This window comes from Pelomonas aquatica (assembly GCF_026712205.1).
Taxonomy (GTDB): Bacteria; Pseudomonadota; Gammaproteobacteria; order Burkholderiales; family Burkholderiaceae_C; genus Pelomonas; species Pelomonas aquatica.
This window is the reverse complement of record NZ_JAPPUW010000012.1, coordinates 137616-157484: the sequence shown is the minus strand read 5'-3', so window position 1 is coordinate 157484 and position 19869 is coordinate 137616. Positions and strand designations below refer to the sequence as shown.

Annotated in this window: 21 protein-coding genes; 7 read left to right on the top strand and 14 right to left on the bottom strand. The window is 72.1% G+C overall.

The features are described 5' to 3' along the window. Window positions 1–6 precede the first annotated feature (6 nt). The 3 genes from NYP07_RS14635 to NYP07_RS14625 all read right to left on the bottom strand — a co-directional run bounded on the left by NYP07_RS14635 (window position 7) and on the right by NYP07_RS14625 (window position 4571). Window positions 7–1830, bottom strand: a complete 1824-nt coding sequence (locus NYP07_RS14635) for a bifunctional diguanylate cyclase/phosphodiesterase (RefSeq protein ID WP_268151702.1) — start codon at window positions 1828–1830, stop codon at window positions 7–9. A 123-nt stretch (window positions 1831–1953) separates the two neighbouring features. Continuing rightward, the gene (gene recJ, locus NYP07_RS14630; protein ID WP_268151700.1) at window positions 1954–3690 is read right to left on the bottom strand and encodes a single-stranded-DNA-specific exonuclease RecJ; all 1737 of its coding nucleotides are present in this window, start codon (window positions 3688–3690) and stop codon (window positions 1954–1956) included. Then, a complete protein-coding gene (locus NYP07_RS14625) occupies window positions 3687–4571 on the bottom strand; it encodes a hypothetical protein (RefSeq protein WP_268151698.1) in 885 nt (294 codons plus the stop codon). The genes recJ and NYP07_RS14625 overlap by 4 nt, the downstream gene beginning before the upstream one ends. Window positions 4572–4637: 66 nt before the next feature. Between NYP07_RS14625 and ppk1 the strand changes: the two genes are divergently transcribed. After that, the gene (gene ppk1 / locus NYP07_RS14620; RefSeq protein WP_268151696.1) at window positions 4638–6698 is read left to right on the top strand and encodes a polyphosphate kinase 1; all 2061 of its coding nucleotides are present in this window, start codon (window positions 4638–4640) and stop codon (window positions 6696–6698) included. Between the two features lie 9 nt (window positions 6699–6707). Next, window positions 6708–7169, top strand: a complete 462-nt coding sequence (locus NYP07_RS14615; protein ID WP_268151694.1) for a SixA phosphatase family protein — start codon at window positions 6708–6710, stop codon at window positions 7167–7169. Window positions 7170–7345: 176 nt separating this feature from the next. Here NYP07_RS14615 and NYP07_RS14610 read toward each other — a convergent pair whose 3' ends face one another. Both NYP07_RS14610 and NYP07_RS14605 read right to left on the bottom strand, forming a co-directional pair. After that, window positions 7346–7750: a GFA family protein gene (locus NYP07_RS14610; RefSeq protein WP_268151692.1), complete on the bottom strand. Its 405-nt coding sequence runs from the start codon at window positions 7748–7750 to the stop codon at window positions 7346–7348. An 86-nt stretch (window positions 7751–7836) separates the two neighbouring features. Then, entirely contained in the window at window positions 7837–9330 is a 1494-nt protein-coding gene (locus NYP07_RS14605; RefSeq protein ID WP_268151690.1) for a Ppx/GppA phosphatase family protein, read from the bottom strand. A 54-nt stretch (window positions 9331–9384) separates the two neighbouring features. Between NYP07_RS14605 and NYP07_RS14600 the strand changes: the two genes are divergently transcribed. Both NYP07_RS14600 and NYP07_RS14595 read left to right on the top strand, forming a co-directional pair. Beyond that, on the top strand, window positions 9385–10188 hold the full coding sequence (locus NYP07_RS14600) for a dienelactone hydrolase family protein (RefSeq protein WP_268151689.1): 804 nt from the start codon (window positions 9385–9387) through the stop codon (window positions 10186–10188). A 58-nt stretch (window positions 10189–10246) separates the two neighbouring features. Further along, window positions 10247–11029, top strand: coding sequence for a ZIP family metal transporter (locus tag NYP07_RS14595; RefSeq protein WP_268151687.1), 783 nt, complete (start codon window positions 10247–10249; stop codon window positions 11027–11029). Window positions 11030–11128: 99 nt separating this feature from the next. On the opposite strand, the gene NYP07_RS14590 is transcribed toward NYP07_RS14595, so the two are convergent. Both NYP07_RS14590 and NYP07_RS14585 read right to left on the bottom strand, forming a co-directional pair. Next, the gene (locus NYP07_RS14590; RefSeq protein WP_268151685.1) at window positions 11129–11482 is read right to left on the bottom strand and encodes a hypothetical protein; all 354 of its coding nucleotides are present in this window, start codon (window positions 11480–11482) and stop codon (window positions 11129–11131) included. Continuing rightward, the gene (locus tag NYP07_RS14585) at window positions 11479–12279 is read right to left on the bottom strand and encodes a hypothetical protein (protein WP_268151683.1); all 801 of its coding nucleotides are present in this window, start codon (window positions 12277–12279) and stop codon (window positions 11479–11481) included. Before NYP07_RS14585 ends, NYP07_RS14590 begins: the two co-directional genes overlap by 4 nt. A gap of 110 nt (window positions 12280–12389) precedes the next feature. On the opposite strand from NYP07_RS14585, the gene NYP07_RS14580 reads away from it, so the two are divergent. Further along, window positions 12390–12986 carry a PAS domain-containing protein gene (locus NYP07_RS14580; RefSeq protein WP_268151681.1) on the top strand — a complete coding sequence of 199 codons (597 nt, stop codon included), beginning with the start codon at window positions 12390–12392 and terminating at the stop codon, window positions 12984–12986. Here NYP07_RS14580 and NYP07_RS14575 read toward each other — a convergent pair. From NYP07_RS14575 to NYP07_RS14545, 7 genes are all read right to left on the bottom strand, one after another. After that, the gene (locus tag NYP07_RS14575; RefSeq protein ID WP_268151679.1) at window positions 12983–14104 is read right to left on the bottom strand and encodes a sensor histidine kinase; all 1122 of its coding nucleotides are present in this window, start codon (window positions 14102–14104) and stop codon (window positions 12983–12985) included. The genes NYP07_RS14580 and NYP07_RS14575 overlap by 4 nt on opposite strands. Further along, window positions 14080–14292: a hypothetical protein gene (locus NYP07_RS14570; RefSeq protein WP_268151677.1), complete on the bottom strand. Its 213-nt coding sequence runs from the start codon at window positions 14290–14292 to the stop codon at window positions 14080–14082. Before NYP07_RS14570 ends, NYP07_RS14575 begins: the two co-directional genes overlap by 25 nt. Beyond that, window positions 14292–14948 (bottom strand): response regulator, encoded by a 657-nt coding sequence (locus NYP07_RS14565; protein WP_268151675.1) that lies wholly within the window; start codon window positions 14946–14948, stop codon window positions 14292–14294. Before NYP07_RS14565 ends, NYP07_RS14570 begins: the two co-directional genes overlap by 1 nt. A gap of 42 nt (window positions 14949–14990) precedes the next feature. Then, window positions 14991–15425: a universal stress protein gene (locus NYP07_RS14560; RefSeq protein ID WP_268151674.1), complete on the bottom strand. Its 435-nt coding sequence runs from the start codon at window positions 15423–15425 to the stop codon at window positions 14991–14993. A 67-nt stretch (window positions 15426–15492) separates the two neighbouring features. Further along, window positions 15493–16317, bottom strand: a complete 825-nt coding sequence (locus NYP07_RS14555; protein ID WP_268151672.1) for a sulfurtransferase — start codon at window positions 16315–16317, stop codon at window positions 15493–15495. A gap of 119 nt (window positions 16318–16436) precedes the next feature. Next, the gene (locus NYP07_RS14550; RefSeq protein ID WP_268151670.1) at window positions 16437–17339 is read right to left on the bottom strand and encodes a DMT family transporter; all 903 of its coding nucleotides are present in this window, start codon (window positions 17337–17339) and stop codon (window positions 16437–16439) included. Further along, window positions 17339–18463 carry an aromatic ring-hydroxylating oxygenase subunit alpha gene (locus NYP07_RS14545; protein ID WP_268151668.1) on the bottom strand — a complete coding sequence of 375 codons (1125 nt, stop codon included), beginning with the start codon at window positions 18461–18463 and terminating at the stop codon, window positions 17339–17341. Before NYP07_RS14545 ends, NYP07_RS14550 begins: the two co-directional genes overlap by 1 nt. A 256-nt stretch (window positions 18464–18719) precedes the next feature. Here NYP07_RS14545 and xseB point away from each other — a divergent pair, with 256 nt between their 5' ends. Both xseB and NYP07_RS14535 read left to right on the top strand, forming a co-directional pair. After that, window positions 18720–18971 carry an exodeoxyribonuclease VII small subunit gene (xseB, locus tag NYP07_RS14540; protein WP_268151666.1) on the top strand — a complete coding sequence of 84 codons (252 nt, stop codon included), beginning with the start codon at window positions 18720–18722 and terminating at the stop codon, window positions 18969–18971. A 3-nt stretch (window positions 18972–18974) separates the two neighbouring features. Further along, window positions 18975–19862: a polyprenyl synthetase family protein gene (locus tag NYP07_RS14535; protein ID WP_268151664.1), complete on the top strand. Its 888-nt coding sequence runs from the start codon at window positions 18975–18977 to the stop codon at window positions 19860–19862. Window positions 19863–19869 lie beyond the last annotated feature (7 nt).

Below are 19869 nucleotides of genomic sequence, written 5' to 3'. Positions count from 1 at the left end.
GAGGGTTCAGGCGGCCACGAGCAGCGCGCGCTGTTGTTGTTGCTGGCGGCGGTCGACGAAGAAGCGGCTGCCGCCGGCGCGGCCCTTGGCCACGCGCTTGGGCTCGGCCAGTGCGGCGCTCAGCGCCCGCGCGTTCTCGAAGCTGCCCGGCAGGTGCAGCACGGCGCCGGCCGAGATGGTGGGCAGCGGGTGGAAGCTGGGCTGGTTCTGGCGGTTCAGCGTGACATAGCCGCCGGCGGCCAGGTGCTCGGCCGAGAAGAAGCTGCGCACGCCGGCGTCGAAGGCCTCGCAGACCCGCGTCAGCCGTGCCTCCCAGTCGGTGCTGCAGAGCACCATGACGAAGTCGTCGCCGCCGACGTGGCCGACGAAGTCCTGCTGCGGGTCGACGGCCTGGGTCAGCACGCGGGCCGCGAGGCGGATGATGTCGTCGCCGACGCGGTAGCCGTAGACGTCGTTGAAGGGCTTGAAGTGGTCGATGTCCCAAAGCACGGCGGCGAAGGTCTCGCCGGCCTCGATGAGGCGGTCCAGGTGGTTGTCGATGGGCACGTTGCCGGGCAGCAGCGTCAGCGGGTTGGCGTAGCGCGCCGCGTGCACCTGCAGGTCGGACACGGCCTTGAGCAGGTCGGAGCTGCGGCCCGAGCCGAAATAGGCGCCGTCCAGCGTGACGATGAAGCCGTCGATGAGCAGGCGCTCGTCGAGGTTGGCCAGCGCATCGCTCATCGCGCGCAGCGGCGTCGCGACGTCGAACACCAGCGGGCTTTTGTCCATCAGCTCGACGCAGCTGCGCTTGTCGAAGATGTCCATGAAGTAGCGCTCGGTGCTGCGCTTGAGCACATGCAGCGAGCGCAGCACGCCCACGGGCCGGCGCTGCTCGTCCAGCACGGGGATGGCGAGCAGCTGCTCGTCGCCGTGGAAGATGTCGACGACGGCGCGGCAGCTGGTCTCGGCGGTCACCGTCATGCTGCGGCGCGCGAGCTGGGCCGCGCTGGTGATCGCGCCATGGGCCAGCGGCAGCGCGAGGTCGTTCTGCAGCAGGCGCGGCTGGGCGTCGGCGGCCAGGCGGCCGCTCCACTGCGCGCTCAGCGAGGTGCGCGGCGTGGCGCTGGGGCGGGCGAACAGATAGCCCTGGCAGATGCTCAGGCCCAGGCGGCGCAGCACGTCGAGGTCGGGCTCCTGCTCCAGGCCTTCGGCGACGACCTCGCAGCCGCTGGTGGCGGCCATCTCGACGATGCTGCGCACGAACTGCTGCTTCAGCGGCTCCTGGGCGATGCCGTCGATGAAGTGGCGGTCGATCTTGACGAAGTCGGGCCGCATCTCCATCCAGCGGCGCAGCGACGCGAAGCCCTCGCCGAGGTCGTCCAGCGCGACGCGGAAGCCCCGCTCGCGCAGGGCCTGCAGCGCGTCGTCGAGCTGGGCCAGGTCCTCGATGGGGCGGGTCTCGGTCAGCTCGATGACGACGCGTGAGGTCGGCAGGCCCAGCTCGGCCAGCTCGGCGGCCAGCCGGCCGGCGTGGGCGCGCGCACCGAGCAGGGTGTCGGCCGTGACGTTCAGGAACAGCTGGCCCGGCAGGCTCAGCGCCTTGAAGCGCTGCACGGCGCGCCTCAGGATGAGGTGCTCCAGCTCGACGAGCCGGCCCAGCCGGGCCGCGGCCTCGAACAGCACGAGGGGGGAATGCAGCGGCCCGTCCGCGGGGCCGCGGGTCAGGGCCTCGTAGCCGAAGATCTCGGCGCGGTCGATGGCGACCAGGGGCTGGAAATGAAGGTCAAAGCTGCGCTGCTCGATCAGGCGATCGAGGGCGTCGGCAAGAGGATCTGGCGCGTTCACGCGCATTGGGGTGCTCCGGGTCGGCGTGCCGCCCGAGACATCCGGGCTGGGCGGCCTGGCACATTCTTGGAAGCCCCTGTGACAGTCAGGTGACTTGCCGCGGCAGGCCGTGCGGGTCTGCCAAATCCATCACGCCGAACAAGCCTCTATGACGTATTGCACGCGTTGCTGGCCCTGCCATTCGTCCAGGCTCAGCCGGTAGGCCAGCGTCACCCGCTCGGGCAGCATGTCGACGTGGTTGAACCAGATTGCGTCGATGAGCCGGCCGGCCTGGCGCAGGCGCAGCTTCAGGTGCTTCTCGCCGACGAGGCGCTGCGAGACCAGCTCGAAGCGGTCGCAGAACAGCGGCGGCTCGAAGCCCTGGCCCCAGACCTGGGCGTCCAGCAGGCGCGCGGTCTCGGGCGTGGCGGCGTCGGGCGGCAGTGCGCCGTCGTGGCGCAGCGTGCGGGTCAGGTCTTGCTCGTTCAGCCATTCCTCGGCCACGCGCGCGAAGGCGAGCGCGAAGCGCTGCACGTCGCCGGTGTCGCCGCCGGCCAGCGTCGCGCCGGCCGCCATCGCATGGCCGCCGAACTTGGCGAGCAGTTCGGGCTCGCGCTTGGCGACGAGGTCCAGCGCGTCGCGCAGATGGAAGCCCGGGATGGAGCGGCCCGAGCCCTTGAGCTGGCCGTCGGCGCCGTGCGCGAACACGAAGGTCGGGCGGTGCACGCGGTCCTTGATGCGCGACGCGACGATGCCGACGACGCCTTCGTGGAAGTCGGCGTCGAACAGGGCCACGGCTGGCGGCAGCTCGCCTTCGAGGGCCTGGACGAGGGCGTCCAGCCGCGCCTCGGCCATCTCGCGCATGCCGCTCTCGATCTCGCGGCGCTCGCGGTTGATGGTGTCGAGCTGGGTGGCGAGAGCCAGCGCGCGTTCGGGGTCGTCGGTGGTCAGCGTCTCGATGCCCAGCGTCATGTCGGCCAGGCGGCCGGCCGCGTTGATGCGCGGGCCGAGGGCGAAGCCGAGGTCGAAGCCCTGGGCCTTGCTGGCGTCGCGCTTGGCCGCGCTGAACAGGGCCATCACGCCGGGCTGCGCGCGGCCGGAACGCATGCGCCTGAGGCCTTGCGCGACGAGGCGGCGGTTGTTGGCGTCCAGCTTCACGACGTCGGCCACCGTGCCCAGCGCGACGAGGTCGAGCAGGCCGTCCAGGCGCGGCTCGGGCGAGGGCAGGGCGCCGCGGCTGCGCAGCTCGGCGCGCAGGCCCAGCAGCACATAGAAGGCCACGCCCACGCCGGCCAGCGACTTGCTCGCGAACGTGCAGCCCGGCTGGTTGGGGTTGACGATGGCTTCCGCCTCGGGGACGACGACCGAGCCGTCGACGATGGCGGGCAGGTGGTGGTCGGTGACCAGCACCTTGAGCCCCTGCGCGCGCGCATGGGCGACGCCGGCCAGGCTGGCGATGCCGTTGTCCACGGTGACGAGCAGGGCCGGGTTCTGTTCCAGCGCGAGGTCGACGATGGTCGGCGTCAGGCCGTAGCCGTGCACGGCGCGGTCGGGCACGACGTAGCCGAGCTGACCGGGCCGGGCGCCGAGCTGGCGCAGGCCGCGCAGCATGACGGCGCAGGCGGTGGCGCCGTCGCAGTCGTAGTCGGCGACGATGACCAGGCGTTCGCCGTTCTGGAGGGCGTCGGCCAGCAGCCGGGCCGCGTCGCGCAAGCCCTTGAGCTCGGTGGGCGGCAGCAGCTGGGCCAGGCTCTCGTCCAGCTCGGCGGCCTCGCGCACGCCGCGCGCGGCGAGCAGGCGCGCCAGCAGCGGCGCGACGCCGGCCTGCTCCAGCGCCCAGGCGGTGCGCGGCGGGACTTCGCGTTCGATCAGTTGCGGTGAGCTCACAAGGCCTCCAGCACGGCGGCCACGTCGGGCGCCTTGAAGCGGCGCCTGAGCTTCTCGACGAAGCCCAGCGACTGGGCCGTGAACCGGCGGGCGAAGCGTTCGCCGCACAGCGTCAGGCCGGTGAGCGGTTGCGCCAGCGGGCCGGCGTCCAGGCGCTGCCAGGCCTCGGCCCAGGCGGCGAGGTCGCCGTTCAGCAGCGGCTCGGTCAGGCGCGCATCGACGCTCACGTCGGCGGCCCGGCCGTTGCTGCGGCCGATGTCGCCGATCCAGACCGAGTTGACGACCACCTCGCCGCGTGCCTCGCGTTCCTCGTTCAGCGCATGGCCGTGCAGCAGCATCTGGGCCTCGTTCTGCCAGCGGCGCAGCACGCGGCTGTCGGGCAACCAGGGCTCGATGGGGCGGCCGGCGGCGCGCTCGATGCTGGCGGCCCCGTTGAATTCAGGGCCGTCCAGCGCCGTCGCGTGGCCGATGGCCCAGCGCGTCGCGTCCAGCAGCCGCCACTGCCAGCCGTCGGCCTCGGGCCAGAGCTCGCGCAGCAGCACGGCGAAGCGGGCCGCGTCGGATTCGGACAGGTTCAGCGCGGCCGGCGGCAGCACGTCGACGCCGTCGGAGCCCACGGCCAGATGCACCGGTGTCATCAGTGCCCAGGCCAGCGCGGGGTCGGCGTCCACGGCCCAGGCCGCGGCGCTGGGCCTGGCCTGGCCGCGCAGCGCGGCCAGGGCCAGATGGTGGGGCGGCTGGGGCGAGAACTCGTCGCTGCCCCAGGCCTGGGCCGGGCTGAGCCGGGCCAGCTGGGCGGCCAGGTTGGGCAGGGCCAGGCCGGAGAAGGCATGCCGCGCGGCTTCGTCCAGCGCGCTGGCATGGGGGATCATCAGATGCATGGGCCGGGATTATCCAAATTGCGACTTCCCACGCGGCCGTCATAAAGCATTCATACACTTTTCACCATGACCGACCCCACCCCGTTGAAGCTGCTCAACCGCGAACAGGCCATCCTCGAATTCAACCGCCGCGTGCTCGCCCAGGCCCAGCGCGAGGACGTGCCGCTGCTGGAGCGGCTGCGCTACATCTGCATCGTGTCGAGCAACCTGGACGAGTTCTTCGAGGTGCGCTTCGCCGACATGCTGGAGGCCGCGCGCGACCCGCTCAGCACCGTGACCAGCCAGGACGTGGACCGCGTGGGCCGCGCCGCCCACACGCTGATCGACGAGCAGTACCTGATCTTCAACGAGCAGCTCACGCCGCTGCTGCTGAAGCAGCGCATCGTCGTGCTCAACCATGCCGATCGCGACGAGCCGCAGCGCCGCTGGGTGCAGAAGTTCTTCGAGCGCGAGGTGCGCCCGCTGCTGGTGCCCGTGGGCCTGGACCCGGCCCACCCCTTCCCGCAGGTGGCCAACAAGTCGCTGCACTTCATCGCGCGGCTGTCGGGCAAGGACGCCTTCGGCCGCGACAACCGCATCGCCATCGTCAAGGTGCCGCGCGTGCTGCCGCGCGTCATCAAGCTGCCGGCCAACCTCAGCGAAGGCCGCCAGGCCTTCGTGCTGCTGACCAGCGTCATCCGCGCCCACCTGGAGGAGCTCTTCCCGGGCCGCAAGGTGGAGGCCTTCTCGCAGTTCCGCGTCACGCGCGACTCCGACCTGGAGGTGGACGAGGAGGAGATCGCCAACCTGCGCCATGCGCTGCGCTCGGGCTTGACGACGCGCCACTTCGGCCGCGCGGTGCGGCTGGAGGTCGTCAACACCTGCCCGGCCGAGCTGTCGGAGTTCCTGCTGGAGCAGTTCGGCCTGCCGCCGGCGGCGCTCTACCGCGTCAACGGCCCGGTCAACCTGGTACGGCTGAACGAGCTCATCGACCAGACCGACGCGCCGCATCTGCGCTTCAGGCCCTTCGAGCCGGCCTGGCCGTCGCGCCGGCTGCCGCGGCACAAGTCCATCTTCGACAAGCTGAAGAAGGGCGACGTGCTGCTGCACCACCCCTTCGAGAGCTTCGAGCCCGTCGTGCAGCTGCTGCGCGAGGCGGTCGACGACCCCGACGTGCTCGCCATCAAGCAGACCATCTACCGCACCGGCGCCAAGTCGGAGCTGATGGACCTGCTGATCGAGGCGGCGCGGCGCGGCAAGGAGGTCATGGCCGTCGTCGAGCTGAAGGCGCGCTTCGACGAGGAGGCCAACATCAACTGGGCCGAGCGGCTGGAGGCGGTCGGCGCCCAGGTCGTCTACGGCATCGTCGGCTACAAGACCCACGCCAAGCTGCTGATGATCACGCGGCGCGAGGGCGGCAAGCTGCGCCGCTACGCCCACGTCTCCACCGGCAACTACAACCCCAAGACGGCGCGGCTCTACACCGACCTCGGCCTGCTGACGGCCGACGCCGACCTGACCTCGGATGCCGACTCGGTGTTCCGCCAGCTCGCCTCGCTGGGCAAGTTCAAGGCGCTGCGGCGCATGCTGCTCGCGCCCTTCAACATGCACAGCCGCATGATCGAGCTGCTGGGCCAGGTGGAGGCCGCGGCCCTGGGCGGCTACAGGGCCGCGCGCGTCGTCGTGAAGATCAATGCGCTGACCGACGCCGAGCTCATCCACGCGCTGCTGCGCACGGCCCAGGCCGGCGCCAGGATCGACCTCATCGTGCGCGGCGCCTGCATGCTGCCGCCGGGCCTGCCGGGCATCAGCGACAACATCGTCGTGCGCTCCGTCGTCGGCCGCTTCCTGGAGCATTCGCGGGTCTGCTATTTCCGCTGGGCCGAGGCCACGCCGGCCGACGACGGCGAGGCCCTCTACCTGTCCAGCGCCGACTGGATGAGCCGCAATATGTTCCGCCGCATCGAAGTGGCCTGGCCGGTGCTGGACCCGCGCCTGCGCCAGCGCGTCATCGACGAGGCCCTGCAGCCCTATCTGCACGACACCCAGGACGCCTGGCAGCTCGGCCCCGACGGGCGCTCGGTGCGCATCGGCGGCAACGACGGCGTCAGCGCCCAGCAGGCGCTGATGCGGCGCTACTCCGAATAGCGATTGGCGATGGACCTGATCCTCTGGCGCCACGCCGAAGCCGAGGTCATCGCCCCCGGCCAGGACGACCTGCAGCGCGCGCTGACGCCCAAGGGCGAGCGCCAGGCACGGCGCATGGCGGCCTGGCTCAATCACCGGCTGGCGGCGTCGACGCGGGTGCTCGTCAGCCCCGCGCTGCGCTGCCGCCAGACGGCCGAGGCCCTGGGCCGCGAGATGCGCATCGTGCCGGCCATCGCGCCGGATGCACCCATCGCCGCCCTCGTCGAGGCCGCGCGCTGGCCCAGGGCCAGCGAGCCCGTGCTGCTGTGCGGCCACCAGCCGACGCTGGGCCTGCTGGCCGCCCAACTGCTGGCCGGCATCGACCAGGAATGGGCCGTGAAGAAGGGCGCCGTCTGGTGGCTGCGCTGGCGCCAGCGCGACGGCGAGCCCGAGGTCACGCTGCACGCGGTGCAGGGGCCGGACGCGCTCTAGTACGCCGACTCAGAGATTTCGAAACGCGAAAGCGTGTCTTCAACCCGATGACGGCGTTGCAAAGCCTCGCGATGCCCCGGCATCGCTGCGTTTTGCGCCTTGCCCTCGGGTCGCATCCATCGCTTTCGCTATGTTTCGAAATCTCCGAGCCGGCGTACTAGCGGCCGAGTCCTGGCTCAAAGGTGGCGCGTCTCTGGCGGCCGGTGCCACCAGTTGTTGTGCAGGCCGTCGAAATACTGCACCGGTGCGGCGACGAGTTCCTCGACGCTCGCGTTGTCCAGGCAGTTCAGCTTGACCGACACGTAGTCGCCGCCGATCTCCTCGACATAGCCGCGGCCGAAGGAGCGCACGCCGCAGTGCTTGCAGAACAGGTGGTGCGCGCTGTTGGTGCCGAACTGGTAGTCGCTCAGCGCGTCCTCGCCGGCGAGCAGGCGGAAGGCCTGGGGCTTGACGGTGGCGCCCCAGTTGCGCGTCTTGAAGCAGATCGAGCAATTGCAGCGGCCGGTGCCGGCGGCCAGATCGACATCGACCTCGAAGCGGACGGCACCGCAGTGGCAGCTGCCGTTGTAGGTCTTGAGCATGGGGTTTCCCGGTGGTGATGAGCCGGGATGTTCGCCGCCGCTGCTGTCAGCGGCTGGCAGCAGACGCGGGCGGCCGGCCCGCCGCATCACGAGACGATCAGATCCAGCAGCCCGGTGCGCGCCCAGGCCTCGGACTCTTCCTTCAGCAAGAAGCGCGTGCGGGCCTGGTCGGCCGACCAGCTCCTGGGGCAGCGCAGCGTCAGCTGCCGGCCGGCGCGCGCCAGCTTGAGGCCGTCGGCCGCCGCCGCCGTGCGCGCATGGCACAGGATGACGGCCAGGCGCAGCGCGACGAGCTGCTCCAGCAGCGTGCTGTCGGCCAGCTGCGACTCCATCTTGCGCAGGCCGCCGCGCTGGCCCAGGGCCAGGGCCGCCAGGCGCTGCAGCTGGTTGGTGGAGAAGCCCGCGGCATCGACGTGGCCGATGACGTAGGCGCTGTGGCGGTGGTGGTCGTGGTGGGAGACCAGCATGCCCAGCTCGTGCAGGGCCGCGGCCCAGCGCAGCTCGTGCAGCAGCTCGGCCGCCGGCCGCGGCGCGAGCTGGCGGTACAGGCGTTCGGCCTGCGCGGCCACGCGGTCGGCCTGGGCCAGGTCGACGCCGAAGCGCGCCTGCAGCTCGGCCACCGAGGCCGCCCGCGGGTCGCGCGCGCCGCTGGGCTGCAGGCGCTCGGCCAGGTCGAAGATGACGCCCTGGCGCAGCGCGCCCTTGGTGGGCAGCAGCTCGGCGATGCCGAACTGGGTCAGCAGCGTGTACAGGATGCACAGGCCGCCGGCGACGACGGGGCGGCGGTCGTCCTTCAGGCCGGCCAGCTGCAGACCGTCCTGCGAGCCGGCCGCCAGGCATTGCTCGATGCACCAGCGCAGCGCCGCGGGCGTGATGCGGCCATCGGTCCGGCCGCTGGCGGCGAGGATCTGCGACACCGCGCCCACGGTGCCCGACGAGCCCAGCGCCTCCTGCCAGAGCTCGGGGCGGAAGAGGGTGAGGGCCTCCTCCAGCTCGGCGCCCGCGGCGACCTGGGCGGCGCGGAAGGCCTCCTCGGTGTAGCGGCCGTCGGCGAAGAAGCGCAGCGACAGGCCCACGCTGCCGACGCCGAAGGACTCGGCCAGCAGCGGCCGGCGGCCGCTGCCCAGGATCATCTCGGTGGAGCGGCCGCCGATGTCGATGACCAGGCGCGGCCTGGCCGAGGGCTGCAGCCGGGCGACGCCGGCGAAGATCAGGCGCGCCTCCTCGCGGCCCGAGATGACCTCGACCGGATGACCCAGCACGGCCTGGGCGCGGGCCAGGAAGGCATTGCGGTTGCGCGCCTCGCGCAGGGTCTGCGTGGCCACGGCGCGGACGTGCCTGGGCGGGATGCCGCCGAGCTGCTCGCCGAAGCCCTTCAGGCAGGCCAGGCCGCGCTCCATGGCGGCCTCGGTCAGCATGCCCTGGGCATCCAGGCCGGCGCCCAGTCGCACGCTCTCCTTGACGTAGCTCAGGCGCTGGTAGCGCTCGCCGCTCATCCGGGCGAGCTCCAGGCGGAAGCTGTTGGAGCCGATGTCGATGGAGGCCCAGATCGGTGGGCTGGGAGCGCGGCGCGTCGTCATGGCGGCGGATTGTCGGGGCAAAATTTGACGCCCCTTCGTCACCCAGGAGCCCCCATGCCGAAAGCCGAGACCGGCCGCTTCGCCGCCGCCGTGCTGCCGGTGACGGCCCGGACGATCACGACGGACGCTGCCGGCCTGCTGGCCGGCCCGGTCGCCATCCCCGCGCACGGCTTGCAGATGCCGGCCTACCGCGCCGCGCCGGCGGGCCGGCAGGGCCTGCCGGTCGTGCTGGTGGCCTGCGAGATCTTCGGCCTGCACGAGCACATCGCCGACGTCTGCCGGCGCTTCGCCCGGCAGGGCTATCTCGCCATCGCGCCCGACCCGTTCGCCCGTCACGGCGATGCCGCGGCCTGCACCGACATCCCGCGCCTGCTCGCCGAGGTGGTCGGCCCGGCGGCCGACGCGCAGGTCGACGGCGACCTGGACGCCACCGTGGCCTGGGCCGCGGCCCAGGGCGGCGACACCGGCCGCCTCGGCATCACCGGCTTCTGCTGGGGCGGGCGCACGGCCTGGTCCTATGCGGCCCACAGCGCGGCGCTGAAGGCCGCCGTGGCCTGGTACGGCCCGGTGGCGCGCAGCTACCACGCGGGCGACCCGACCGTCATCGACCGCGCGGCCCGCATCCGGGCGCCGGTGCTGGGGCTGTACGGCGCGGCGGACGGCGGCATCCCGGTCGACACGCTGACCCGGCTCGACGCGGCGCTGCAGGCCGCCGGCAACACGGGCTGCGAGTTCGTCGTCTACCCCGACACGCCGCATGCCTTCTTTGCCGACTACCGCCCCAGCTACCGCGCGGCCGAGGCCGAGGACGGCTGGAATCGCTGCCTGGCCTGGTTCAAGCAGAACGGGGTGGCTTGACAGCTCTGCTAGCCTGATCCGATCCGGGCCGTGCATGGCCCCGCTTTCCTGAGACCCCATGACCCTTCTCTACATCGTGCTCGCCACCTTCGCGGGCGGCCTGCTGTCGGTGCTCGTCGCGGCGAGCCTGACCGTCGGCGTGCTGACCCGCCTCGTGAAGAGCCTCGTCAGCCTGTCGGCCGGCATCCTGCTGGGCACCTCGCTGCTGAACGTGCTGCCCGAGGCCTTCGAGAGCCGCACGGCCCAGCCGCAGACGCTGTTCGCTGCGCTGCTGGGCGGGCTGCTGTTCTTCTGGCTGCTGGAGAAGGTGGAGCTCTACCGCCACACCCACCACCACGAAGACGACGGCCACCACCACCATCACCACTTCGACGCCGAGCAGGCCGGCCGCGGCGGCTTCACGGTGCTGGTGGGCGACAGCATCCACAACTTCTGCGACGGCGCCATCATCGCGGCGGCCTTCCTGGCCGACACGCGGCTGGGCTTCGCGACGGCCCTGGCCATCGTGGCCCACGAGATCCCGCAGGAGGTGGGCGACTACATCGTGCTGCTGAACGCCGGCTTCAGCCGCGCCAAGGCGCTGCTGTTCAACGCGCTCTCGGGCATGGCGGCGGTGCTCGGCGGCGTGCTGGGTTATTTCCTGATCGGCGGCTTCGAGGGCCTGCTGCCCTACTTGCTGGTGCTGGCCTCGAGCAGCTTCATCTACATCTCGGTGGCCGATCTGCTGCCCCAGCTGCAGCAGCGCCTGGCCTGGCGCGAGACGCTGGCCCAGGTGCTGTGGCTGGCCGTCGGCCTGGGCGTGGCCTTCGGCGTGTCCAGCCTGCTGCATGGGGCGCATTGACGCGGCGCACCGATCCGCGCCCCGCCCGGCCTCGACCGCGCCGGCGCGACGCCGTGCTGGACAGGGCCGGCGGTGGACTTCTTCCGCCGCCAGCTGCCGTCAACCGTGGCGCCTGAGCTTGAACTTGCGCAGCATGCCGTCGGGGTCGAACAGCAGCACGAGCTCGGTCTCCGGCGTGTCGATGGCCGACGTGACGAGGCCGACGACGGGCACGAAGTCCAGGAAGCGCGGCAGGCCGTTGCGGTAGACGTAGTGGCTGGTCGACCAACCGCCGTCGAAGCGCAGCGCGCTGCCGGTGCCGAGCAGGCGCTCGGCCTCGGCGCGCGTCGTCTGGCCGGGGTGCAGCAGCCGGTCGGCCTCGGCGGCCTGCAGCGTCTGCACGCGGCCGTTGCCGACCGTGGTGCAGGCGCTCAGGGCCGCGCCGAGCAGCAGCATGGCGGGCAGGGCTTTCATGGCGTCATGGCCTCCAGTTCGATGCGGGCGTCCTGCGACCAGCCCTGCCATTTGTCGGCCGGCAGCACGACGAAGCGGTCGCGCAGCGCGAAGGGCCAGCCCACCAGGCCGAACAGCGGGTTGGACTGGTCCATCTCGCTGCCATGCATCCAGCGGTAGGGCAGCTCGGCCTGCCGGTCGCCGTCGCCGATCTGCGCGGCGAACACGGGCTGGTCGGCATAGAAGCCGTAGTTGATGAGGCTGCTGGTGCACAGGTCGGTGACGGCGCGCGCCGCGTAGAAGGCCGGCGGCTTGACGCCGCGGGCCAGCGCGCCGCCGTAGAGGTCGGCCCGGCATTCCAGCCGCAGGTCGCCCAGGCGGCGCGTGTGGCCGGGCAGGCCGGGCGTGCGCACGTCCACCATCCAGGCCAGGCGGCCGTCGAGCAGGCGGCTGCGCACGATGGCGTCCGGCGGCAGCTGCCGCCACGCGGGCGGGATCGCGAAGCGCCCCAGTGCGTCGAGGGCGATGGGCTCGCGCACACCGCCATGGCGCAGCTCCAGCGCCGGTGCGTCGGCCAGGTCGCGACGCGGCAGCACGCGGATGCGCAGCTCGGCATCGGGCGCGTAGCGGGACTTCTCGCGCTCGAAGATGTCCAGCACCTCCAGCAGGTCGGCCACGGTCTTGTGCTCGCGCGCGGCCGTGCTCTCGCCCTGGACTTCGACGGGCGGCAGCTCGGGCGGCGCGGCCCGGGCCGCCAGCGTGGCGGCGAGGAGGATGAGCGGCAGGCAGGTGCAGGAGGCGGGGTTGCGCAGCAGCATTGGTGGGGCGTGCCGGAGTGGAGACGTGCCGCATTCTTCGCAGCCCAGCCCAAGGCCAGCCAAAGACCCAGCCGTGGCCCGGCCGGCGCCGGGACCGCACAATCGCCCTCATGGAGATGCAGCAGCAGGCGGCCGAGGATCTTTGGCGGCGGGCCATCGCGACGGGCGAGCTCGGGGTCTGGGACCTGCGCTTCGAGCTCGAGACCGTGCACTATTCGCCGCAGTGGAAGCAGCGCCTGGGCTTCCCCGACCCGCAGGCGGCCGACAGCACCCACTTCTGGCGCTGCCGGGTCCATCCCGATGATCTCGACGGCATGCTCGCCGCGATGCGTGCGCATGCCCGCGGCGAGCAGCTCGGCTACGAGGCCAGGTTCCGGCTGCGCAGCAATGGCTCGGGCTACCGCGTCGTCCACTCGCACGGCCGGATCATCGAGCGCGGCGCCGCGGGGCGCGCGCTGCGCATGGTCGGCACCATGGTCGACCTCAGCGCGAGCCCGCTGATCCCGCGCGGCGGCCTGCCTGAGGGGCCACGGGGCGCGATGGAGGGCCTGCCGCTGACGCTGCCTTTTCACCGGCTGCTGGGCGTCGACGGTTGCGGCGACGAGGTCGCCGATGGCGCGCGGATCGCGCTCGAACGGGACCGGGTGCTCGGCCTGGTCGGCGACCTGCTGCACGCGGCTGCCGCGCACCTGGCCGGTCCGCGTTAGGGCCGGCTCGGCCACTCCACGACGAAGGCGCAGCCCCGCCCGTCCAGGCCGTCGGTGATGCGCACGCGCCCGCCCAGCCGGGCTGCCGCGCGGCGCGCGATGGCCAGGCCCAGGCCGGTGCCGGCGGCCTCGGCGCCGGCCGCGCCGCGCCAGAAGCGGTCGAAGGCGGCCTCGCGCTCAGCCGGCGGGATGCCGGGGCCGTCGTCGGCGACGCGCAGCACCAGCGTGCGCGCGCCGGCCTCCAGCGTGACCGAGACATGGCCGCCCGCGGGCACATAGCGCAGCGCGTTGTCGACGAAGTTGAGCAGCACGGACTCGAAGGCCGCGCGGTCCAGTTGCACGGGCAGCGCGGGCGGCGCCTCCAGCGACAGCTCCAGCCCCTGCGCGAGGGCCTGCGGCGCGAGCTGGGCCAGGGCCTGCTCGACGAGGTCGGCCAGGTCCAGCGCCTCGGTGGCCGCGCCGCGGCCCTCGTCCAGCGTGGCCAGCGTCAGCAGCTGGCGGCTCAGGTGGGAGGCGCGGCGCAGCGCGGCGTCCAGCGACTCCGCGGCCTGGCGGCGTTCGGCCTCGCTGCCGGCATGGGCCAGCAGATGGGCCTGGGCGGCGACGACGGCCATCGGCGTGCGCAGTTCGTGGGCGGCGTCCTGCACGAAGGCGCGCTCGCGCTGCAGCTGGGCGCGCAGCCGCGCGAGCAGGTCGTCGAAGGCGGCGGCCACCGGCTTGAGCTCGTCGTGCTCGGGCGTGAGGCCGAGCGGGGACAGGTCTTGCGCGTCGCGCCGCGCCACGCGCTCGGCCAGCTGGTTCAGCGGCCTCATGCCGCGGCGCACGGCGATCCACAGCGGCAGCAGCACGAGGGGGAAGGCCAGCAGCAGCGAGCCGAGCAGCTCGCGGCCGAGCCAGGCCAGCACGGTGGCGTCGCCCAGGCGCGGCTCGGCCAGCCTCAGCCGCCAGGGGCCGGCGTGCGCGTCGGCCAGCCAGTGCGTGGCCGGGCCGGCGCGGGCGGCGCCGGGCGTCGCGAAGACGGTGCGGCCGGCGCCGTCGCGCAACTCGAACTCGACGTCGCCGGGAAGCAGGCCGCCGTCGCGGCGCATGTGGTTCAGTTCGACGGCGCGGACCTGCACGACGAGGCCAGCGACGTGGCGACGCCATCGGCCAGGGCCTGCACGCCGGGGTGCTCGGCCATCTCGCGCTTGAACTCGATGAAGTCCAGCGCCAGCAGGGCCGCGCCCACGGCGGCGAAGGCCAGCAGCAGCGCGCCCAGCACGCGGCGCAGCAGCGTGGGGCGCCACAGCGGTTGGAGCCAGCGCATCACGGCAGCAGCTGGTAGCCGATGCCGCGCACGGTGCGGATGCGTTCCGGCCCGATCTTCTTGCGCAGGTTGCTGACGTGCATCTCCAGCGTCGCGGCGTCGACGGGTTCGTCCAGCGGCGCCAGGCGCTGCGCGATGCGGCCCTTGGCGACGACGGCGCCGGGCTCGCGGGCCAGCTCGACGAGGAGCTGGAACTCGCGCCCGGTCAGCGCCAGCGGCTGGCCGGCCAGGCGGGCGGTGTGGCCGCGCGGTTCGATGACGAGCTCGCCCAGCGTCCAGGCCTCGTGCGCCTGGCGGGCGCTGCGGCGCACGACGGCGTGGATGCGCGAGACCAGTTCGGGAATCGCGAAGGGCTTGAGGACGAAATCGTCGGCGCCGCCGTCGAGGCCGGCGAGGCGGTTCTCCAGCGCGGTGCGGGCGGTGATGACGATGACGGGCGTGGTGGCGTCGGCGCGGCGCCAGCGGGCGAGCAGGTCAAAGCCGGAGGCGTCCGGCAGGCCGAGGTCGAGCAGCACGCAGTCGGCGGCCACATCGGCGAGCCGCGGCGGCGCGTCCTGGGCGCGACGCAGCCACTCGCAGCTGAGGCCCTGCTGGCGGAAGGCGGCCTGCAGGCTGCGGCCGAGGTCGAGGTCGTCTTCGATGAGCAGCAGGTGCATGGCCGGAGATTGTCTCCAGCCAAGCCCAAGCTCAACCAAAGATCACTTCACGATGAGCACCGGCAGATCGGTGTGGGTCAGCACCTTCTGCGTTTCGCTGCCGAGCAGCAGGGCCGCGACGCCGCGGCGGCCGTGCGAGGCCATGACGATGAGGTCGACCTCTTCGTTCTTGGCGTGGTCGATGATGGCTTCCCAGGCGTGCAGGGCCTCGACGGTGTGCGCGCGGCAGGCCAGGCCCTGGGCCGCGGCGGCGGCGCTGACGACCTCGACGCGCTTGGTGGCCACGCGCTGCTGGGCGTCGAGGAATTCCTGCGGCGGCACGGGCTGGATCTCGGAGACCGCGCTGTAGGGGAAGGGCTCCATGACGCTGAGCGTCAGCAGCTGGGCGCCATGCACCTTGGCGAGCTGGATGGCGGTGTCCACCGCATGGGCGGTGATGTCGGAGCCGTCGGTCGGGACGAGGATGCGCTTGAACATTCGGTCCTCCAGTCGTTGCTGAGGGCTCCAGTGTGCGCCCTTGCGCGGGCCGCGTGCTTGCGCTGAATCAACCGGTGGCGAGCGGCCGCGCGGGGTCGGCCGACCATTCGCTCCAGGAGCCGGGGTAGAGCAGCCCGTCGCCCAGGCCCGCATGGGCCATGGCCAGCAGGTTGTGGCAGGCCGTGACGCCCGAGCCGCACTGGTGGACGACTTCGGCCGCCGCGTGCGGCGCGAGCAGGGGCTGGAACTCGGCGCGCAGCCGGGCCGCGGGCTTGAAGCGACCGTCGGCGTCGAGGTTGTCCTTGAACAGCCGGTTGCGGGCGCCGGGGATGTGGCCGGCGGCCTGGTCCAGCGGCTCGACCTCGCCGCGGAAGCGCTCGGGCGCGCGGGCATCGATGAGGCGCACGCGGCCGAGCCGCTTCTGCAGCGTGGCCGCGTCGATCTGGCCGACGAGGGAGGTGCCGGCCTGCCAGTCGGTCGGCGTCGCGGTGGGCGCGGCGGTGCTGAGCTCGCCGTCCCAGGCGCCGTCGAGCACGGCGACCTCGGCGTGGCCCAGCCAGCGCAGCATCCACCAGGCGCGTGCGGCATAGGGGCCGCCCTGGCGGTCGTAGGCGACGACCTGGCGGCCGGCGCGCAGGCCGAGCTGGCGCAGCCGCGCGGCGAAGGCCTCGCGCGCGGGCAGCGGGTGGCGGCCGCGGAAGGCGCCGTCGGGGCCGGTCCTGGCGCCGGCGAGGTCGCGGTCCAGGTGCAGGTAGAAGGCACCGGGGATGTGGCCGGCGGCATGGGCGCGTTCGCCGGCATCGGTGTCGGCGAGGTCGAAGCCGCAGTCGAGGATGAGGGCATCGGGCAGGGCGCGCAGCTCTGTCGCGGAAATCAGGGTCGTGAACGGCATGTCAAAGTTTCCCAGTGTGGTGACTTACCCAGCGACTGCCGCGGAACCGGCTTTGCCGGGCCGCTGGCAGTGCCCCCTTGAGGGGGCGCGCGAAGCGCGTAGGGGGTGGGCCAGTCCGGTCATGACTCGGTCGGGTTGAACTGGCTGTCCTTGGCCGGTGGCGCGACCCTGGAGCGCAGCAGCGTGGCGGCCAGGCCGGCACCGATGATGATGAGCATGCCGACGGTGGCCTGCCAGGTCAGCGGGTCCTTGAACAGCAGCATGCCGTAGGCGAAGGAGAACACGATGCCCAGGTATTGCAGGCAGGCGTTCACCAGCGGCTTGCCGATGGAATAGGCCCGCGTCAGGCAGACCTGGGCGGTGGTGGCCAGCACGCCGACGGCCAGCAGCAGAGCGGCACCCCAGGGCGTGTGGGGCTGCAGGCCGCCCTGGGTCGCGCCGGTGATGGCGGCGCCCGCCACGCAGCTGCCGACCGAGAAATAAAAGACCACGCGCAGCTCGGGCTCGCCGGCCCGCCCCAGCGCCGAGACCTGCAGATAGGCCATCGCGGCGATCATGCCCGACAGCAGGCCGGCCAGGCCGTACCAGAGCTGCTGCTGGTCCAGCGTGGGCCGCAGGATCAGCGCGACGCCGGCGAAGCCGAGCAGCACGGCCGCCATCAGCCGCCAGTCCAGCCGCTGCGCGCCCATCAGCACGGCGCCGCCGAGCAGGAACAGGCCCATCCAGACCGAGGACATGTAGTTCAGCGTCATGGCCGTGGCCAGCGGCAGCTTGCCGATGGCATAGAACCACAGGCACAGCGACGTGACGCCGGAGATGCTGCGCCACAGGTGCATGCCGGGCAGCCGGGTCTTGAGGCCGACGCCGTGGCGGTGCGACAGCAGGGCCATCATCACGGCGCCGACGAGGCCGCGGTACATGACGATCTCGCTGGCCGCGTAGAACTCGCTGGCCAGCTTGACGCAGACGCCCATGGTGGCGAACAGGAAGGTCGCCAGCACCATGAGCGCGGGGGCCGGCATCAGACGCTGGCGCCCAGGTCCTCGCCCATCTGCTCGCGGAACCATTCATGGAAGTGCTGCATGCCGTCTTCCATCGGGCTTTGATAGGGGCCGACCTCGTTGTCGCCGCGCTGCAGCAGCGCCCGGCGGCCAGCGTCCATGCGCTCGCCGATCTCGTCGTCCTCGATGCAGGTCTCCATATAGGCGGCCTGGTGGGCCTCGACGAAGTCGCGCTCGAAGGCGGCGATTTCCTCGGGGTAGTAGAACTCGACGAGGTTGACGGTCTTCTGCGGCGACACCGGGTGCAGCGTCGACACGACCAGCACATGCGGGTACCACTCGACCATGATGTGCGGGTAGTAGGTCAGCCAGATCGCGCCGGCTTGCGGAGGAAGGCCGGCGCGGTACTTCAGCAACTGGTCGTGCCAGCGCTGGTAGACGGGCGAGCCGGGGCGCTCCAGCTCCTGGTGCACGCCGACGGTCTGCACCGAGTGGTGCCTGCCGAACTCCCAGGCCAGGTCGTCGCAGGTGACGAAGCCGCTGAGGCCGGGGTGGAAGGGGCCGACATGGTAGTCCTCGAGGTAGACCTCGATGAAGGTCTTCCAGTTGTAGTTGCACTCGTGGACCTGGACCTTGTCGAGCACGAAGCCGCTGAAGTCCAGTTGCGCGCGCGGGCCCAGCCTGGCCAGCTCGGCGGCGACGTCGTGGCCGTTGTCCTCGAACAGCAGGCCGTTCCATTCCTGCAGCTTGTAGCGGTTCAGGTTCAGGCAGGGGTCGTGGTCGAAATGCGGTGCGCCGATCAGCTGGCCCTGGTGGGAATAGGTCCAGCGGTGCAGCGGGCAGACGATGTTGGTCCGGGTGTTGCCGCGCCCGCGCAGCATGACCGCCTGGCGGTGGCGGCAGACGTTGGAAATCAGCTCCAGCCCCGAGGCCGACCTGACGAGGGCGCGGCCTTCGCCCTCCTGGGGCAGCGCATAGTGGTCGCCGATTTCGGGGACGGCCAGTGCATGGCCGACATAGCGGGGCCCTCGCTGGAAGATGCTGGCCTGCTCGCGCTGGAACAGATCGGGGTCGAAGTAGGCGCTCACCGGGAGCTGGGTCTGGCCGCGTTCAAGCGCCGAGACGGAGAGGCTCAGGTCGGACATGATCCAGTGGGGTCTTTCAGGCGAGTAGAGGTGCTGCGTCCCTCCGGCGCATCTCGGGAATGCCGAGTCGGCCAGGTTGCTAGGTGGTGTGGGGCCGGATCGCGCCTGCGCGCGTCCGGACATTTGCGCGCCTGCGCGCGTCCAAGGGGAAAGGGTCGGGATTCTACCCAGGCCGTCGGCCCGCGGCCACAGGAGAGGTTTTGTTGCACAGGGAAGTCAAAACCCGCTGACTACAATCGCCATTTCGCGTTTTGAAATGACCAAGTCTCCCTCCCGCTCCAAGGCCGCCGCATCGGACGGCGGCGAACCCAGCTACGAGCAGGCGCTCGACGAGCTGGAGCGCCTGGTGGCGGCGATGGAGGGGCAGCAACTCCCTCTGGACCAGCTCCTGCACAGCTACAAGCGCGGGGCCGAGCTGCTGGCTCTGTGCCGCGGCCGGCTGCGGGCGGTGGAGCAGCAGGTCAAGCTGCTGGACGATGGCGAACTGAAGGCCTGGGAGGGCTCCTGATCGATGGATGCAAAGGACTTTGACCACTGGGTGGCGACGTCCCTGACCGCTTTCGAGGCGGTGCTGGACGGCCTGGTGCCGGGCGACGCGCCGGCCGGCCTCGGCGAGGCGATGCGCTACGCGGTGCTGGGCGGCGGCAAGCGGCTGCGGCCGCTGCTGGTGCTGGCCAGCTGCGCGACCGTCGGCGGCAATGCCTTCGCCGCGATGCGTGCGGCCTGCGCCGTCGAGCTCATACACGCCTATTCGCTGGTGCACGACGACATGCCCTGCATGGACGACGACGTGCTGCGCCGCGGCAAGCCGACGACCCATGTCGCCTTCGGCGAGGCCCAGGCCATGCTGGCGGGCGATGCCATGCAGGCCCTGGCCTTCGACGTGCTGACGCCCGACGAAGGCATCGCGCCCGCGCTGCAGGCGCGGCTGTGCGCGCTGCTGGCCCGCTCGGCCGGCCACGACGGTATGGCCGGCGGCCAGGCCATCGATCTGGCCAGCGTCGGCAAGCCGCTGGACGAGTGCACGCTGCGCGACATGCACCGCCGCAAGACCGGCGTGCTGCTGCAGGCCAGCGTGATGATGGGCGCGGCCTGCGGGCCGGCGTCGGCGCAGGCGACGAAGTCGCTGTCCGACTACGGCGCGGCGCTGGGCCTGGCCTTCCAGGTCGTCGACGACATCCTCGACGTGACCCAGGACTCGGCCGTGCTCGGCAAGACCGCCGGCAAGGATCAGGACGCCAACAAGCCCACCTATGTCAGCGTGCTCGGCCTGGACGCCGCGCGGGCGCTGGCCCAGCAGCTGCGCGCCGAGGCCCGGGCGGCCCTGGCCGCCAGCGGCCTGGCCGACACCAGCCACCTGGGCCTGCTGGCCGATTCCGTCGTCGAGCGCGACAACTGAAAGGTTT

Bases quoted from the DNA above. Each gene is read 5' to 3' on its own strand.
- NYP07_RS14625 (WP_268151698.1), bottom strand. From the start codon at position 4,571: ATGCATCTGATGATCCCCCATGCCAGCGCGCTGGACGAAGCCGCGCGG.
- NYP07_RS14565 (WP_268151675.1), bottom strand. From the start codon at position 14,948: ATGCACCTGCTGCTCATCGAAGACGACCTCGACCTCGGCCGCAGCCTG.
- NYP07_RS14615 (WP_268151694.1), top strand. From the start codon at position 6,708: ATGGACCTGATCCTCTGGCGCCACGCCGAAGCCGAGGTCATCGCCCCC.
- NYP07_RS14545 (WP_268151668.1), bottom strand. From the start codon at position 18,463: ATGTCCGACCTGAGCCTCTCCGTCTCGGCGCTTGAACGCGGCCAGACC.
- NYP07_RS14590 (WP_268151685.1), bottom strand. From the start codon at position 11,482: ATGAAAGCCCTGCCCGCCATGCTGCTGCTCGGCGCGGCCCTGAGCGCC.
- NYP07_RS14570 (WP_268151677.1), bottom strand. From the start codon at position 14,292: ATGCGCTGGCTCCAACCGCTGTGGCGCCCCACGCTGCTGCGCCGCGTG.
- NYP07_RS14550 (WP_268151670.1), bottom strand. From the start codon at position 17,339: ATGCCGGCCCCCGCGCTCATGGTGCTGGCGACCTTCCTGTTCGCCACC.
- NYP07_RS14560 (WP_268151674.1), bottom strand. From the start codon at position 15,425: ATGTTCAAGCGCATCCTCGTCCCGACCGACGGCTCCGACATCACCGCC.
- xseB (WP_268151666.1), top strand. From the start codon at position 18,720: ATGACCAAGTCTCCCTCCCGCTCCAAGGCCGCCGCATCGGACGGCGGC.
- NYP07_RS14610 (WP_268151692.1), bottom strand. From the start codon at position 7,750: ATGCTCAAGACCTACAACGGCAGCTGCCACTGCGGTGCCGTCCGCTTC.
- NYP07_RS14595 (WP_268151687.1), top strand. From the start codon at position 10,247: ATGACCCTTCTCTACATCGTGCTCGCCACCTTCGCGGGCGGCCTGCTG.
- NYP07_RS14605 (WP_268151690.1), bottom strand. From the start codon at position 9,330: ATGACGACGCGCCGCGCTCCCAGCCCACCGATCTGGGCCTCCATCGAC.
- NYP07_RS14535 (WP_268151664.1), top strand. From the start codon at position 18,975: ATGGATGCAAAGGACTTTGACCACTGGGTGGCGACGTCCCTGACCGCT.
- NYP07_RS14585 (WP_268151683.1), bottom strand. From the start codon at position 12,279: ATGCTGCTGCGCAACCCCGCCTCCTGCACCTGCCTGCCGCTCATCCTC.
- NYP07_RS14580 (WP_268151681.1), top strand. From the start codon at position 12,390: ATGGAGATGCAGCAGCAGGCGGCCGAGGATCTTTGGCGGCGGGCCATC.
- NYP07_RS14635 (WP_268151702.1), bottom strand. From the start codon at position 1,830: ATGCGCGTGAACGCGCCAGATCCTCTTGCCGACGCCCTCGATCGCCTG.
- NYP07_RS14600 (WP_268151689.1), top strand. From the start codon at position 9,385: ATGCCGAAAGCCGAGACCGGCCGCTTCGCCGCCGCCGTGCTGCCGGTG.
- ppk1 (WP_268151696.1), top strand. From the start codon at position 4,638: ATGACCGACCCCACCCCGTTGAAGCTGCTCAACCGCGAACAGGCCATC.
- NYP07_RS14555 (WP_268151672.1), bottom strand. From the start codon at position 16,317: ATGCCGTTCACGACCCTGATTTCCGCGACAGAGCTGCGCGCCCTGCCC.